Raw genomic sequence first — 17,044 nt, forward strand, 5'->3', positions numbered from 1 at the left:
GAATGTGTCATAACTGAGAAGAGAGAGGAGGAGGGAGCTTGTCTGGAAAATACGCTAACGTACCTTTTGGTTATGAACCTGTTGCACCCAGTCGCAAGGGAACACTGATCTTTTACGACTCGTTCCAGAATGTGACGGACGAACAATTAGAACGAGCTGTGGCGATTACGAATGCAAGAGCTTTCAAGCAGCTAGTGCTCTACCCATTACATGAAAGCACAGTAAAACGAATGAGCCGAGATGCAGTCCATTCCTTTTACAAAAGAGAGGATCGTCTTCACGAATGGCGGCGTAATCACGCGTCCGAACCAATCCGGGTAGAGGGCTTAGAGGGGAAACGAAAAAAGTATACGCCGATTGACACAGCTCTGCGACATATTCAATCCGAATATCCGGCTCCTCTTTTTTTATATATGACCATAGAGATGGCTAATCAGTGGGCTTCCTTTGACTCTTTTACAGACTGGATTAAGGAGTTGCGGCTTATTATTGACGGTCAGCCCGTAGAAATGCACCCAAGGCTGGAGCAATATCGCCATCGCTGGGAATGGGCAGAAGAATAGGGAATGAGCATATAGCGAATTGAGATAGGCGGATTCGCATGAAAATGAAAAAGTTGTGTGATGCCCCAGAGCTTCGGGACACCACACAACTTTTTGTATTACTGGCTCTTAAATGGTCAGGAGGCAACCAGTGACGTTACCGTTTTGTTTTTACCCGTACGTTTGGCGGCGTACAAGCAAGCATCCACTTCTTCAAATAATTTATCTTTGCTTAGATCAAGGTTGTATCCCTTTAGACCGATGCTTACTGTAATGGATGACCCTCCTAGCTCCAGATGGCCCATTAGTGAAATCTTTTGCCGGATGAGTTCAACCAAGTCATACGCCTGCTCAAAGGATTGATCAAACATTAACAAAGCAAATTCCTCACCGCCATACCTCGCAGCAATATCACTAGCCGTAATGCTCTCCTGAATGATTAGAGATACCTTTTCCAAAATAATATCGCCTACAAGATGACCATATGTATCGTTGATAACTTTAAAATCATCGATATCAATTAGCGCCAATTGCAGACTCATTCCTAGATTGGCATACTCAAAAGCCTTCTCGTAATAATCCTTGAACGAGGTTTGATTATAAAGATTGGTTAACCCGTCTGTTTTGGACTGTTTGGCGATAATGGCATTCCGTACGATCAGGTCTTTCTTGGCGTTCATGCTTGTCTGCAAATCGTCCAGTACCTCAACCCCGCTGGTTACAATAATTTGTGCCACATAGGTGGCCAGGATCAAAAATACTGGAATGGAAACCATGTCAAACGAGTTAAGATATGCGCGATAAGCGGGATCTATTAGAAGCAGACCATAGCCTGCCATTTGTAATAAACAAATGAACCACACACGCCTGCTGTCAAAAAACAAAACAGAGGCAAAGATCGGCAAAAGACATATGGCGGGCATAATCCGAATGTCGTAATTGACATGAATAATAGTCCAAGCGGTCACTGTACTGGTAACGGACATTGTGTAGAACGAACAGGAAGGAAATCTTCGATCCATGTAACTGGTGAGTAAAATACAAAAAACAGCTAGAGCAGTAGGCCAAAACAACACGTTTACGATGAAATCCAGGGGGGCGCGATCATATTGCAAGAAAAGGTAACAAGCAATCTGAGTTAAAAAATGTGCAGCAACAACAACTGAATAAGCATGAAGCATTTTACGGATCCATTTGGAATGCTTGATCTCATATTCGCTTGGGATGTGGCTGCTATGTTCTGTTGATCTATTCATATATCACCGCTGACTGCATCAAAATGATACGACAGATTACTCTCGTATAAATTGATTATAAGATACAACCGGCAAAACGCAAGAGATAAAATTTTAAACATGACACTAAACCTTACATAATAATCCAGAGGATATACAAACTTTCAGAAGTGGACATACAAATTTCCTGATCCTGCATCATAGACTGATAACAGGCTCTATATCAGGATTCTTATTTTGCTGAAGGGGGAGGTGAAATCCATTCCTCTTGTCGTTCGTTCAACCGTCAACGCTACAGGGGCAATTACATTTACGGGCAATACTCTGGGATTAAGCCGTTCCGAAACGGCAGGGGTGCCGGGAACGCAAGATAGTATCGGCGGATTTACAACGATCAACACAGCTTCCACTTTCGGGACGTATCCCGCAGGGACAACCAGCCTGTACCAGAGCAACAGCTCAGCTGCAATTCTGGTTTTGCCAGCAGGGAGTACGGTTCTTTATGCGGAGTTGATCTGGGGCGGAAGTTATATCAATGGCACGGTCAATCTGAGTTCAGCAATCAATAATCCGGTTTCGTTTACCACCCCTGCGGGCACGTTCAGTGTTACGCCAGATCCGGCCACATATAATCAGTTTGACCTTGGAAACAACGCAGCGGGTTATGTACGCTCGGCTAACGTCACCACTCTTGTGCAAAATGGGGGAGCAGGTACATATGTCACCGGCGGGGTCGTAGGCACGATTGTAATCACCAATGATGCTACAGCCAACCATGCGGGCTGGACACTGGGCGTCATATACCAAAATGGCAATTTGCCTTTTCGAAACATGTCTTTACGTGCGGGAGGAGTACTGGTTCAATCTACTTCAGCGCCAGTTGTTACCACCCTTACCGGCTTTGCAACGCCAGTTTCTGGAGCCTTGGGAGGTAGGGCGCTGTTCAGTGCGCAGGAGGGGGATGCAAATCGGACAGGAGATCAGGCGTTATTCGGAGCAACTTCCGCAACTTCAGTCGCGCTGTCTGGGCCAAACAATCTGGCGGCCAATTTTTTTGCGTCACAAATTAATGGTGATACGGGTGCCCTGAATACGACAGGAACGTTTGGTACCCGCAACCAGATCAATGGAGCGCCAGGAACCAATATTGTCGGGGGACGTCAGGGCTGGGATATCACCAATGTGGATGTCTCCGCAAGGCTGATTAACAATCAGTCTTCAGCAGTCCTAACATTAACGACCTCTGGTGATGCGTATATCGTGAATGGAAATGCCATTCAGGTGGATATTAATGCACCACGGATTACTGTCGCGAAGTCATTTACAGCAACGGGGGCTGTAGCGGGAGACATCGTCACGTATAGCGCAACAATTACGAATGGCGGCTCGGCTAGTGCAGCCAGTGTGGTTCTGTCGGATACGCTACCTGCCGGTTTAACCTTTGTACCTGGTAGCATCACGGTAGGTGGTGTGTCAAGGCCGACACTGGATGTGACATCAGGGATACCTTTAGGCTCTTTGGCCCTGAACAGCAGTGTTGTCGTCACGTACCGTGCTCAGATTACAAATGATACGAGTGTTTTGCAACTAGTCAATTCTGCAAATGCCGCATTTACTTTTCAAAGTGTTGCCGGAGGTCCCATCATTAGTGGTGTCATACCTTCTAATAATTCAACTCTTCCTGTCTATTCGCCAAACTTGTCGATCGTGAAATCTGCGAATACAACGAATGCCACGGTAGGTGACCAAGTAACCTATACGTTACAGGTGACCAACGGAGGTAACGTAGGAGCAAATGTTACGATTGCTGATAATATTCCAGCAGGGAGTACTTATGTAGCTGGAAGTTTCCGTGTTAATGGAACGGTCGTTGCAGGAGCGAATCCGGCCGTAGGCGTAAATTTAGGTACACTGGCTGCAGGAAGTGTTACTACAATTACTTTTCAAGTACTGGTAACCAATCTACCTACACCGCCTACCTTGGTTGACCAGGCTACGTCGACGTATTCATTTAACTCACCAGACGGACGGACCATTACGGGGACGGCGGCATCCAATACACTTTCCATCCCGGTAACTTTGCCCAATGTTAACGTTGTTAAAACAGCAACGGTCACGGATGTTGCAGTAGGAGAAACGTTCACGTATTCGGTGGTAACAACCAATGGGGGCATACAACCGATCAGCAATGCGATTCTGACGGATAGCCTTCCATCCGGGTTAAGTTTTGTTCCTGGAAGTGTAACGGTTCGGGGGACGAGTGTGCCGTCTGCCAATCCGGGAAGTGGAATCACTCTGGGAACATTAAATGCTGCGACTTCTGCAACGGTGACTTTTCAGGTGAGTGTACAATCCGTGCCTACGGGCGGATCACTACTTAACCGAGCCTCTGTGTCCTACAGTTCTGGAGCGTTTACAGGCATTTCAAATTCAAATTCAATAACTACACCTGTGTATCAGCCCGTGATTAACATCGTGAAATCGGCGAGTCAAACGAATGCAACGCTAGGGGATCAAATTGCCTATACCCTCGTCGTGAGCAATACCGGAAATATTGCTGCACAAGTCAATGTGACGGATACGATTCCGGCCGGCCTTACGTTTGTACCGGATTCAGTAACGGTTAACGGCACAGCAAGGCCCGGAACCAGTCCGCTGACAGGCATCACGCTTGGGACACTCCCCCCTTCAGGGAGTGCGACGGTGGTGTTTCGTGCATCACTTGTATCGTTACCCTCACCACCTGTTCTGGAGAATCAAGGTACGGCTTCGTACACGTATCAACTTCCAAGTGGGCGTAATCTGTCTGGCAGTTCAGTATCCAATGTTGTGCGGATACCTGCTTCTGCTCCCAATATCAGCATATCTAAAACCGTGAATACGGCAGATGCTACTGTGGGGGACGTATTAACTTATACAGTTGTGCTTACGAATGCAGGAACAAGCGCTGTACAGAATCTGGTTCTATCGGACACTCCATCTTCTGGCTCTGAATTCGTAGCAGGAAGTGTCACCATCAATGGAAGCGCCCAGCGTAATGCAAGTCCGATCGCAGGCATCGCGATTGGAACACTAAACAGTTCGGCAAGCGTAACGGTGACGTATCAGACGAGGGTTACGGCAGTTCCCACATCTGGTGTGGTGACTAACAGGGCAAGTGCTGCCTTTACTTCAGGCAGCTTTAATGGTGTGTCTTCATCTGTAACGGTGAACACGTCCGTCTATCAACCAGTCATTCAAGTCGTTAAGTCGGCAAGTTCTTCGAGTCTTACTGTCGGAGATACTTTTAATTACAATGTTCAGATCACGAATACAGGTAATATAGCAGCAACGGTTACACTAACCGACCCGGTTCCTGCCGGAGCCGTATTTGTGACAAACAGTGTCCTGATTAATGGGAATCCAGCTCCGGGCGTTAGTCCGAATACGGGAATCAGTCTTGGGACATTGGCTGCCGGAGCGTCTGTAACCTTGTCATTCCTTGCAACTGTCACAAGTCTGCCAGATCCAAGACAGTTGATTAACCAAGCTGTTGCCTCATACAGTTATACCTTGCCAAGCGGAAGAGTCATTGCAGGTTTTATTTCATCCAATACGGTAACCATTCCGGTGTCCTTGCCTAATGTAAGCATTGTTAAAAGTGATAACGCTGATTATGCGGTGTCCGGGGATGTGATTCGTTACACCTCTGTGATTCGGAATAATGGAACAACCGCTGTCAACAATGTCATATTTGTCGATCCACTGCCTTCGAACACCCCATTAATACCCGGAAGTGTCCTGGTGAACGGGAGCGCATCACCGCTCTCCAATCCGACCGCCGGCATCCCAATCGGTACTTTGGCGCCAGGAGCTGAAGTAACCGTAACTTTTGAGGTGAGGATAACTATGCCGATCCCTTCACAGATTAACAACCAGTCGACGGTCAGCTTTACTTCAGGTTCCTTTTCGGGTTCATCATCTTCGAATACAACGCAGACTCCTGTTATACAGCCGCAGATTGCTCTTGTTAAAACGGCAAACACGATCAATGCTACCGTCGGTGATACCGTCGTTTATACCATCACGGTGAGTAATACGGGTAACCTTCAGGCGAATGTTACTGTCACGGATACCATCCCGGCAGCGACAACCCTTGTGCCTAACAGTGTGGTTGTCTCGGGTGTACCGCAGCCGGGAGTTACGCCTGGCACTGGCATTCCAGTAGGTGTTGTAGCGGCGGGTGCAACAGCAGTTGTCACATTTGCGGTTGTTGTGGATTCCTTGCCATCTCCGCAGCAGCTCAGTAACTTTGCATCATCTACATTTACTTTTACACCCCCCGATGGCCGAACGTTGACAGGAACTGCAACGTCCAACACACTTACTTTCCCTGTCTCATCCCCTAATGTAAGTGTGGTTAAAAGCACAGTATCTACAGCAGCTACTGTGGGTGACACGGTCGTTTATTCCGTACTGGTGACGAACAGCGGTATTGCACCCGTAAACAGTGTACAGTTTTCAGACCCTATTCCATCCGGAGCTTCATTTGTTACGGGCAGTGTAACGGTAAACGGTGTATCACAACCCGCAGCGAGTCCATCTGGCGGAATACCGCTGGGTACACTTGCACCTGGAGGAACGGCAACCGTTACATTTAGCGTTACCGTTAATGGAATTCCTTCGAACAATCAGCTGAGCAACCGATCAACCGTAAGTTTCACCTCCGGCACATTTTCAGGTACAACGTTCTCCAACACCGTTCTAACCCCTGTATATCAACCTGTATTAGTTGCACAGAAAACGGCCAGTACACAGAATGCGACCGTTGGGGATACAGTGAGTTACACCATTAGTGTGAATAATCAGGGGAACTTCGGAGCGCAGATTAATCTGACAGACAATTTGCCTGCGGGTACCGTGCTTGTCCCGAACAGTGTGATAGTTAACGGGCAGCCGTTGCCTGCTGCCAGTCCGGCGACGGGTATACCTGCGGGAAATGTAGCCCCAGGAGCAACAACGACAATTACTTTTTCCGTTGTGATTGAGACGCTCCCAAGTCCGCAGCAACTGGTTAATCAGGCTTCAGTTACATTGTCGTTCACATTGCCAGATGGAAGAAGTATTACCCGAGGAGTACTGTCTAATGTTCTGACGATTCCGGTGTCTGCACCCGACGTGGCTGTTGTCAAATCAACAACGTCTACTGCCGCGTCTGTAGGCGATATCGTAACATACAGCATAGCAGTGACCAACAATGGTATCGCGAATGTAAGCAATGTCATATTTACGGATGCTTTGCCAGCGAGTACAGTACTCGCGCCAAGCGGTGTCTTTGTGGATGGAGTGCTCCGTCCAAATGCAAATCCCTCTACGGGGATTACCTTAGGTTCCATCGCACCTGGAGCTACCGTAACCGTTGTATTTAGTGTGAGTGTTACAAGCCTGCCAGCTTCTGCTGTTTTGAACAATCAATCTACAGTGAGTTTTACGTCAGGAGCTTTTTCAGCTACAACGTTCTCCAATACAGTCTCAACTCCGGTATATCAGCCGATCCTGGCTGCGGTCAAAACAGGAGATCAAGCCATTGCCACAGTGGGTGACACCGTCATTTACAGCATCGCTGTCACGAATACGGGAAACTATGGTGCTACGGTTACACTGACGGATACTATTCCTGCCGGTACGGAGTTTGTACCGAATAGTGTCGTGATTAATGGAGCGTCGGCGCCTGGTGCTGACCCTGCTTCAGGTATTTCCCTTGGTGTGGTATCAACCACGACCGTCGTCACATTTTCAATTGTGATTACAACACTTCCAGTGAGCCAATCCATCACGAATCAGGCGTCAGCTACGTTTACGTACACGCTACCGGATGGAAGAACGCTTGGCGGAAGCCTTACATCAAACGCACTAATTATTCAAGTTTCAGCACCAAATGTCACCGTCGTGAAAACAACAACGTCAACAGATGCTGTCGTAGGTGACACAATTGTGTATGAGATGGTTGTCACCAACAGTGGTATTGACCCGGTTAACAACATCGTTCTCACGGATCCCATCGACCCGGCGACTACGTTTGTTGCAGGAAGTGTCTTGGTTAACGGCACACCTCGTCCTTCGGCGAACCCTGCACTCGGTATTGCACTCGGTACCTTGGCTCCCGGGGAGTCAATTGCAGTATCTTACGCTGTTCGTGTCAACTCACTGCCAACACCGCCGCAAGTCAGCAGCCAATCATCTGTAAGCTTTACATCGGGTGTGTTCTCTGGAGCGGCGTATTCCAATACGATTGTCACTCCGATCTACCAGCCAATTATCGCAGTTTCCAAAACAGCAAGCACATCGAATGCCACGATTGGTGACGACATCGTGTATTCATTTACAATTAATAACAGCGGTAATCTGGTTGCGAATCTTACGTTAACCGATAACATCCCGACTGGTGCCGTGCTACTGCCGAACAGCGTCCTGATCGATGGTGTTCCTCAGCCAGGGGCTAATCCCGAAACGGGTATTGTCGTAGGAAACATCCCTCCTGGTGGCTCTGTAAATGTTGCGGTTACCCTAGGAGTTACAGTCGATTCACTGCCTCAAGATCAGCAACTGCGTAACCAAGCTGTAGCGAACTATACATTTAGCCCACCAGACGGACGCGTATTAACTGGAACGGTATCGTCTAATGTGCTCATTATTCCGGTATCAGCTCCGAATGTTGTGGTTGTCAAAAGCACGAGTGCAATCGATGCTGTCGTTGGTGATGTAATCACGTATACGGTGGTGGTCACCAATAGCGGTATAGAAACGGTAAACAACGTTGTCATGGTTGACCCTGTGCCCGCCGGAACTGTTTTTGTTCCGGGAAGTGTAGTGGTGAACGGCGTGGCCAGACCGACAGGTAATCCGAATACAGGTATCACACTGGGTTCTATTGCTGCCGGGGCTTCTACTACAGTTACATTTAATGTGGAGGTTGTGGTCATATGAGCGAGATTCCAGGTACGTTGTCCCACTGGTTAAAGAATCAGTCCCTGGTTCGATTCAGCTCGGGCACGACTGAACTGGAACAGGTGGCTTATTCCAACACGGTTGTTACACCATGGATTGGCCCTCGAATCAAGGTAAGCAAAAGTTGTAATGCAACAACAGCTGTTCTGGGTCAGTCGCTGACGTATCAGATTGAGATCGTTAATACGGGTAACCGCACGGCAATTGTCCGTGTGGTAGACCCGCTTTCTTCTGAAACTTCACTTCTGCCGAACAGCGTGTTGCGGGATGGGATCCCATTGCCAGGAGTCTCCCTTACGCAAGGACTGCCTTCCGCAGAGATTGCACCGGGTGCAGTACTCAACTATCACTTTCAGGTAGTCATTGTGCGAGTGCCCCAGGCTCTTAGGTTGCTAAATCAGGCAGAAGTGAATTATGAGTTTGTGACCACAGAAGGCAGAACAGTTACGGGCATGGAGAAGTCCAACGTTGTTGAAATCCGTATCGAAACGTCAAGGCTCGAAGTGAGTCTGCAAGTGGACCGGAGCCACACTTTTGCTGGGGATATCCTTATGTACACGGTTCTGGTGAGTAATCCGGGTTTTGCTGCGGCGACAGATGCCGAGTTAACGGTGATGTTGCCGCAAGGTGTCATTTTTATCCCGGCTAGTGTGACAATTAACGATATGTTCGCCCCCCAGGTCACACCGGATGCGGGGATTGATCTAGGGGAGATCGGACCAGGAAATGTCGTTCGAGTGCAGTATCGTGTCCAGGTAACCAGCGGTCAAGGGGCGAGCCAATTATCAAGTGAGGCTGTTTTGAGATACATCGTTGCAGGCAGACGGGAAACGGTTTATTCCAATGAGGTCACACTGCTTATTGTTGAAGCTCAGCTATCTTTATCCAAAACGGTGTTACCTGCTACGGCAACACCAGGAGACCGGGTGCGGTATCATATCACGGTGTCTAACCAGAGCAGTTACGCAGTGGATGCCAAACTACAGGATGTTCTTCCCACGGCAATACATTTTGTTGAAGGAAGTCTGAGCTGGAATGGCGTCAAACGCCCAGGCACTAACCCTAACACAGGGGTAGATCTGGGTACATTAACTGCCCGGTCTGAGCTACATATTCAATTTGAGGCCCAGATTGAAGCGGCAGTGGAAGGAACAGATACAATCATTCCCACTCAGGGCAATTTGGTGAACCGGGCCGTGTTAATCTACACATTCCGCTTGCCGGATTCTCGTATAGTTCAGCGTAGACTCGTTTCGAATGAGGCCGTTCTGGAGCTCAGAGCGCCTGTGATTCAAGTTTATGTAGAGGTTTTCCCCACCATTGTTGAGCAAGGAGGAACAGTGACTTTCAAAGTAAGGGTCAGTAATAAGGGTGCGTTGCCTGCACGAGTGCAGTTGGGGAATATTCTGCCTCAGGGCGCCAAATGGGCGGGGCAGGAGGAGAGCCAAATGCAGTTAAATGTTCCGGAATATTCGACCCCGAGGTATCTCCACATCGGTGAGTTGGGAGCGGAATCGGAGAAAGAATTGTCCTACCTTGTACTGCTTGCACCCGAACAAACCGGTGTACTGAAGGGCTATTTGCTGGCTCTTTACACCTATGAATGGAGCGGACAAAAGCGTTCAGGAGAGTCCAGATCGAACGAATACAGCATTCTGGTAGAGGATCGGGATGAATAGTCGGGATGAGTTGGAGAGGGGAATTCAAGTTGAAATACAGGGAGGATTTTGCCGAAAAAAGGTGTCATGACATTACACAAACGTAAATGAATGGTATACTAATTGAATATGCACTCGGCAAACAACCGTGGAATCGGGACGTCGGAGTAGAGGAGGCAGCTGCATTGGCGAAAGCAAAAGTTGCAAAAAGACCCACACGGGATGAGTTTGAACTGGAGGAGTTGGGGAATCAATTGGTAGAGGCTTTTCATGAGCGCTCAGAAGTGTTGTTAACAGTCTGGGGCAAGGAAGAGCAAGTGCAGGGGATTATTGTCAAAATGGATTCCCGTACACGTCTTGTTCATGTTGAACATACCGAAGAAGAATTCACAGCGAAAGTGCCTTTCATGGATATCATGCAAGTGCAGTCTCCGCGGTACTAATTCAAAAATAAGCAATCAGCATTTTAACAATGGGGCATTCGCCCTGTCAAAGTTCCGTTCTCTGCATAAGATAACCCATACCTGTTGCAGAGGAGGTACAATCAATGAGCGAAGTTGTAGGTGGAGAAACAAGAGGTTACGGCTATGGTGGTTTCACTTCTGTAGGCGCAATTCTGGTTCTGTTCATCCTGTTGGTAATCATCTCCAAAGCGTTCTTGGTATAATCATTTTCATTAAAATGATAAAAGAAAGCTCTGCCGTCATGGCAGAGCTTTTTTAATCAGCCAAGACTTAGGGTCACTCTCATTGGCGAAAAATGTAGAAAATCGGATGCAAGCCACTTTCGTGTTGTGTTAGAATGGAACCATTCCCACAGAAAGAGGTGTTTTTCATGAGTCAAGAACTGACTGCGTCTTTGAACGAGCAGATGAACTTTGAGTTTTACTCCGCTCATGTTTACATGGCGATGGCTGCATATTGTTCCAGCAAGAGTCTGGATGGATTTGCTAATTTTTTCATCGTACAAGCGGAAGAGGAACGTTTTCATGGTATGAAAATTTATAAATTCCTTAATGATCGTGGACACCGCGCTACACTGGCAGCAATGCCTGAGCCGAAGAACGAATACAGCTCTATGCTGGATGTGTTTGAGCACGGTTATGCGCATGAGCAGCAAAATACGAAGAAATTCTATGCTCTGGCGGATATCGCACTGAACGAGCGTGAGCACGCTACGATGTATTTCTTGAAGTGGTTTATTGATGAGCAGGTCGAAGAGGAAGCTTTGTTTGATAACATTATTCAGAAACTACGCCGGATTGAAAATGACAGCAACGCCTTCTACATGTTGGATGCAGAATTCGCCAAACGTTCATTTACGGCTCCTGCGGAGTAAGCAGGACAGAATGCTGTCTAAAATGGAACAAACAAGTACATACCGTATACCCTGTTGCGTCATTATTGAAGGACGGTACACCATTTTACGTATTGAAGGATGGTACGACCATTTTACGAAATGATCCACGCCCCTTAGGATGTGACTCATACGGAAAAAAGCTTGCATACGTGCAAGCTTTTTTGTTGTGCGCAGAATGAAGAAAGGAAGATAAGTCTATCAAATTGTGAAAATGGGGTAATAGAGTATATGTCAACATAGATCTATGCTTAGAGGTGGTTTTCAAAGATCAAATCTATCAAAATCGTTTTAATTTTTAAGTTAATCTAACAAAAGTGTAACTCTACCGTAGCCTTTGAAGAGAGAAGAGAGAGTGGTGTCTCTGATACTATTAAAATTAATCGCCATGGGATACGAGTAGAAACGATTTACACACACCTGGGGAAAAACACACACAAGGGAGATTTTATTATGCTAAATATTCGTAAATCATTCGTCGCTACATTTGTTATTTTACTTCTCTTACCATTGATATTTATGCCTCAGTCTGCTTCGGCCGCATCGTCATCCACTGAGAAGGCAGCGAGCAAGGCGAGTGCCAAAGTGGTATATCTGACATTCGATGATGGTCCTACAGCCCATACTGGTCAGCTTCTCGATATTCTGGATCAATATAAAGTCAAAGCTACATTCTTCATGCTCGGGCCTCATATGGAACAATATCAGAAAGCCACACAACGTATTGTAAAAGATGGCCACGGGCTCGGATTACATGGAGTAACCCATGTACCCGGCAAGTTTTATAAATCGGCTTATAGCGGATTAAAAGAAATGCAGCAAGCTAATGAAAGCTTGAACAAGGTAGCCGGAGTTAAAACGAGCCTTGTTCGTACGCCATATGGTAGTAAACCTTATATGAAACCAGCTTTCCGCAACGTGCTTCTTGGCCAAGGAGGATTCCATCTGTGGGATTGGAATGTCGATTCACTGGACTGGAAATACAAGAAAGATCATCAGAAAGTATACAATAATATCATGTCCCAGGTTCACAATGTGAAAAAGAATGGAACAACGCCTATTGTACTTATGCATGATCAGCAAGCGACACTGAAAGTACTGCCACAAGTGTTAAAAACGTTAAAGGCAGAAGGATATCAATTCGAAATTCTAACGAAAAACGTACAGCCTGTGAATTTCTGGAATGACAAACGTTAAGTACAGGTCCCAGGAAACCGGTTGTTTCAATCTATAGGAGGTACACATCATGAAAAGACAAACGTTATGGATGACAATTCCGGTGACGACAGCAGTTTTGCTCGCGCTGACTGGATGCGGAGGACCAGACTCTAATCAAGCATCGGCTGGTGGCACCTCTTCGACAACCGTTGGTGAACAAACACAATCCGGAAATGGAAGTACTGCATCTAATGAATCCGGGAATCAGGCCGGATCAGCGAATGTAGATTCAAATGCAGTTTCAAGCAGCTCAGGCAGTACTACATCGAGAAAAGAAGATGCAGCCGTATCAAACGCTAACGGAAAACAATCAGATTCGGAATTATCGAATGTGAAGGAAGTGGTGAAGGCGGTTCGCGCTGAGTTAAAGATGCCAAGTGCTTCGTTGCCAACGTCTTTTCCACTGCCTAAAAACCGATATTTGGGTGCAGTGATCACAACAAACACATTGGAGTCATTGCATGTGAACTTCTACGCTGCGAACAAAGCAGTGGCTTTAAATGATCCATCATTAACGGAAACCGAGAGTTCAGCGCCCTGGCTTGCCAGTTATGAGGTGAAATCCTACAAGAATGCAAATCAATCTGAACTTTTTCCCGACACAGATCTGAAGAACATTCCCAAGGATATGACGGTTGATCTGGGGCATGGAATTAAAGGCATGGTGGAAGGAGCTGCCGGCAGTCAGTATTTAACCTGGAAGGAAGGCCGGTGGACATTACAAATTCGCTCCGTTTCAGAAGATCAGATGAACAATCCGGGGATCGCGAAGAAAATGGTCGAGTATTTGGAGTCACATAGCTTGCCTGCTCCCAAAGACAAGGGATTTGTGAAGGTGGATTATGCCAGTGGGGGAAAAACAGTTCATGTGACTATCTCATGGCAGGACGGTAAACAAATTCACCAGTTGAAAACGGAGCAGGTACCGCTGGAGGCACTTGGTATGGTTGTATCCGTAAAATAATCTTGAACCTCTGTATAAAGCTGCTGGTAAAGAAACCAGTCCATACTCAGATGAAGAAACCAAAAAAGCTTGGCATAAGGAGAGGGTTCCTGAGCCAAGCTTTTTGCTATTACATCGTATCGAGGTTGCACGTATCCAAGTCCAAATCGGCTTAACGTACATACCGGTTCTTTCATTTGAACCATCCCTTTTCTTTGGAACGAGTGATTGCTTCAATGCGGTTACTTGCATTTAATTTATTGAGAATGATGGAGATGTAATTCCGAACGGTTCCCGTTGTGATGAACAAATGGCCAGCAATTTCTTTTGTGTTTTTTCCGTCTGCCATGAGGCCAAGAACAGCATGTTCGCGTTCGGTTAAAGGATTTTCCTCTACATAAGCTTCATCGACGAGATCTGGCGCAAAGATACGTCTGCCATTCATCACTTGACGGATGGCTTCCGCAAGTTCTTCAATCGGGCTATCCTTCAATAAATAACCACGGACACCGCCTTTGAGTGCACGTTCGAAATATCCGGTTCTTGCAAATGTCGTAAGGATTATAACTTTGCAGCTCATTCCTTTGAGTTCCTCGGCAGCTTCGAGTCCGCTCTTGACGGGCATTTCAATGTCCATCAAGCAGATGTCAGGCGCATGTTGTTGTACGAGTGCAAGGGCTTCCTGACCATTGCTGGCTTGTCCAACCACCTCCATATCCTCTTCCAGATTAAGCAGCGAAGATAATGCGCCTAGCATCATGCGCTGATCTTCAGCAATGACGATTCTGATCATTCTTCTGCCTCCTTTATCGGTTTGCGTACCAGTTTGGGCACATGGATGATCAGCGATGTACCTTCGATTCCTGTACCTGACCGAATGTCCATGCAGCCGTTCACAAATTCCAGTCGTTCTTTCATCCCGAGTATGCCCGTTCCGCGTCGATCTTGCTTGCGAGTCCGTTCGATGCCTACCCCGTTATCATGCACCGTTAAAAGGTTGTGGGAGGGTGTCTCCTCAATCCGAATTGTGCATACCGTTGCCTGACTATGTTTGACCACATTGGTTACTGCTTCTTTCAAACACATCCCGAGTACATTTTCATTCAATTGAGATGTATCCTGCAGCTTTGGGTTACCATGTAAAATGAATTCAATGGAAGCGGCTTTCAAGATTTGCTCCGCCCGGAACAATTCATCAACCAGTTGCGTTCCACGCATCGTTGTAACCATCTCGCGAACTTCCTTCAGAGCTGTGCTTGCCGTCTGTCTGAGCTCATTCAGTTCAACGATCGCTTGATCCGGATTTTTGCGAAGCAAACGTTTGGCGAGATCCGTTTTGAGTCCGATCAGAGAGAGTTTTTGACCGAGTGTATCGTGCAAGTCACGTGCAATTCGCTGCCGTTCTTCCATTTTCACCAGATCATCCAGTCGTTTGTTGGCACTTTCGAGCTGACCTTCGAGTTGTTCACGTTTGTTTTTGTTATATGTGCTGATTGGCAGAAGGATAGAGGCCATCAAGCTGATAAAGACAAAGGGAAACTGGCTAAGCAACATCGAGCTTTGATTAATAAAGCCATAATTGACCGTCAGGAAGCTTGCGCCGAGATTTACCGAGTAGAGGGTAAAAAAGCCGGCTTTATTTTTAATATTGCCAATAAAAAATGCTAGAAACAATGAGAAATAGGCATAATCATATGCAATTGTCATCGTAACGGATATGGCAATCAGCAAGCCGATCCACATGTAAACCTGCCATCCCTTGGTAATGAAGGCGAGCAGATAACAGACAAAAAATACGATAATGATAATAATGCCGGTAACCAAGGTCCACAACTGCGAATATTGAGAGATGTAATAGAAGGGCAGGATGAAAAAGACGAGCCATACGTACGGGTTCAAGCCTGTATTTTTATAAAAAAGCTGTGACCACTTCTGAATATCATTCTCCTCCTTGAAAAAGGTATTACTCAACTTTAGCCTGACTGTAGCATGACTGTCGTCTGAATACAAGAAAACGAATCCGACAGAGCCTAAGGCTTCTCTGTCAGACCCGCTTGATTGGTTACCCGAATCGGATTCGGAACGTAGTTTTTGCGTGAAGGTTGTTTCAGTTCTCTGAAGCTGATAAATTGTTTGCTTTCCTCATCCCACAAACGGAAGCGAAGCGCAACGAGGCTGGAACGTAACGTGATGGTGGTTGCCTTCTGCAAAGGCGGCGTCGCGTTATGTGCATCTTCCAGATAATAGTTCGGTACACGCGGACTCAAGTGATGCACATGGTGGAAGCCGATATTCCCACTAACCCATTGCAACAGCTTCGGCAACTTGTAATAAGAGCTTCCTTCTACGGCTGCTTTCACATAACTCCACTCGTCTTCGTGTTCGAAATATGTCTCTTCAAACTGATGTTGTACATAGAACAGCCAGATGCCGAAGAAACCAGAGAAGAAAAATACGGGTGCTTGCACCATGACAAAAGCTTGCCATCCAATCAGCCAGCACATGAAACTATACAGCGCAATGATTAGAACAGTCGTTAAATGGGTATTAATTCTTTCCTTGCGCCTTGCCGCTTTGCGGTTAAAACGATAGGCAAACAGAAATACATAGATTGGTCCGATGCCAAACATAATGACGGGGTTACGATAAACTCGGTAGAAAAGACGCATCCAAGGTGTGGCAGACTTATATTCATCCACAGTCATGACCCAAATGTCACCTACACCGCGTTTATCCAGATTGCCGCTTGTTGCATGATGGATCGAGTGTTCGGCCTTCCATTGTTGGTAAGGTGTCAAGGTTAATACGCCCGTGATGGTGCCAAGAATATCGTTGGCTCGTTTGCTTTTGAAGAATGAGCCATGACAGCAGTCATGAAAAATAATAAAGGTTCGAAGCACAAATCCCGATGCCACGAGTGCGATAGGGAACGTCAGCCAGTACGAGATCGATAAGCTGAAATATGCAGCTGCCCATAATAGAAAGAGCGGCAACAATGTATTGATTAATTGACGAATGCTAAGTTTGAGATCATTTTTTTCAAAAGGTGTGACTTCTTTTTTTAGCGCCATTTCTTTGCTTCTACTCATACATGTTCCTCCTTAT

12 protein-coding genes are annotated in these 17,044 nt (G+C 46.6%); 8 read left to right on the forward strand and 4 right to left on the reverse strand.

What is annotated here, in order from left to right; genetic code table 11:
* The first annotated feature begins 38 nt into the window (after positions 1–38).
* Positions 39–563, forward strand: a complete 525-nt coding sequence (locus AC1VYS_RS12955; RefSeq protein WP_482914580.1) for a hypothetical protein — start codon at positions 39–41, stop codon at positions 561–563.
* A 116-nt stretch (positions 564–679) separates the two neighbouring features.
* Here AC1VYS_RS12955 and AC1VYS_RS12960 read toward each other — a convergent pair whose 3' ends face one another.
* Entirely contained in the window at positions 680–1,381 is a 702-nt protein-coding gene (locus AC1VYS_RS12960) for a GGDEF domain-containing protein (protein ID WP_482934523.1), read from the reverse strand.
* Positions 1,382–2,029: 648 nt separating this feature from the next.
* On the opposite strand from AC1VYS_RS12960, the gene AC1VYS_RS12965 reads away from it, so the two are divergent.
* From AC1VYS_RS12965 to AC1VYS_RS12995, 7 genes are all read left to right on the forward strand, one after another.
* Positions 2,030–8,743 carry a DUF7507 domain-containing protein gene (locus tag AC1VYS_RS12965; RefSeq protein ID WP_482914582.1) on the forward strand — a complete coding sequence of 2,238 codons (6,714 nt, stop codon included), beginning with the start codon at positions 2,030–2,032 and terminating at the stop codon, positions 8,741–8,743.
* Positions 8,740–10,443, forward strand: a complete 1,704-nt coding sequence (locus AC1VYS_RS12970) for a hypothetical protein (RefSeq protein WP_482914583.1) — start codon at positions 8,740–8,742, stop codon at positions 10,441–10,443. Before AC1VYS_RS12965 ends, AC1VYS_RS12970 begins: the two co-directional genes overlap by 4 nt.
* Before the next feature lie 164 nt (positions 10,444–10,607).
* Positions 10,608–10,865: a YolD-like family protein gene (locus AC1VYS_RS12975; protein ID WP_090920584.1), complete on the forward strand. Its 258-nt coding sequence runs from the start codon at positions 10,608–10,610 to the stop codon at positions 10,863–10,865.
* Between the two features lie 104 nt (positions 10,866–10,969).
* On the forward strand, positions 10,970–11,089 hold the full coding sequence (locus AC1VYS_RS12980; protein ID WP_111272660.1) for a dihydroorotate dehydrogenase: 120 nt from the start codon (positions 10,970–10,972) through the stop codon (positions 11,087–11,089).
* Between the two features lie 167 nt (positions 11,090–11,256).
* On the forward strand, positions 11,257–11,760 hold the full coding sequence (locus tag AC1VYS_RS12985) for a ferritin (RefSeq protein WP_441923752.1): 504 nt from the start codon (positions 11,257–11,259) through the stop codon (positions 11,758–11,760).
* Between the two features lie 471 nt (positions 11,761–12,231).
* Positions 12,232–12,975, forward strand: coding sequence for a polysaccharide deacetylase family protein (locus tag AC1VYS_RS12990; RefSeq protein WP_482914584.1), 744 nt, complete (start codon positions 12,232–12,234; stop codon positions 12,973–12,975).
* A 49-nt stretch (positions 12,976–13,024) separates the two neighbouring features.
* Positions 13,025–13,960 carry a hypothetical protein gene (locus AC1VYS_RS12995; RefSeq protein ID WP_482914585.1) on the forward strand — a complete coding sequence of 312 codons (936 nt, stop codon included), beginning with the start codon at positions 13,025–13,027 and terminating at the stop codon, positions 13,958–13,960.
* Between the two features lie 172 nt (positions 13,961–14,132).
* Here the strand turns inward: AC1VYS_RS12995 and AC1VYS_RS13000 are convergent, their stop codons facing one another.
* From AC1VYS_RS13000 to desA, 3 genes are all read right to left on the reverse strand, one after another.
* Complete coding sequence (locus AC1VYS_RS13000) at positions 14,133–14,732, reverse strand: response regulator (protein ID WP_482914586.1); 600 nt, start codon at positions 14,730–14,732, stop codon at positions 14,133–14,135.
* Complete coding sequence (locus AC1VYS_RS13005; RefSeq protein WP_482914984.1) at positions 14,729–15,877, reverse strand: sensor histidine kinase; 1,149 nt, start codon at positions 15,875–15,877, stop codon at positions 14,729–14,731. The genes AC1VYS_RS13000 and AC1VYS_RS13005 overlap by 4 nt, the downstream gene beginning before the upstream one ends.
* Positions 15,878–15,969: 92 nt before the next feature.
* Complete coding sequence (desA, locus tag AC1VYS_RS13010; RefSeq protein ID WP_482914587.1) at positions 15,970–17,028, reverse strand: Delta(5) desaturase DesA; 1,059 nt, start codon at positions 17,026–17,028, stop codon at positions 15,970–15,972.
* Positions 17,029–17,044: the final 16 nt, after the last annotated feature.

The organism is Paenibacillus sp. G34, from assembly GCF_056856875.1.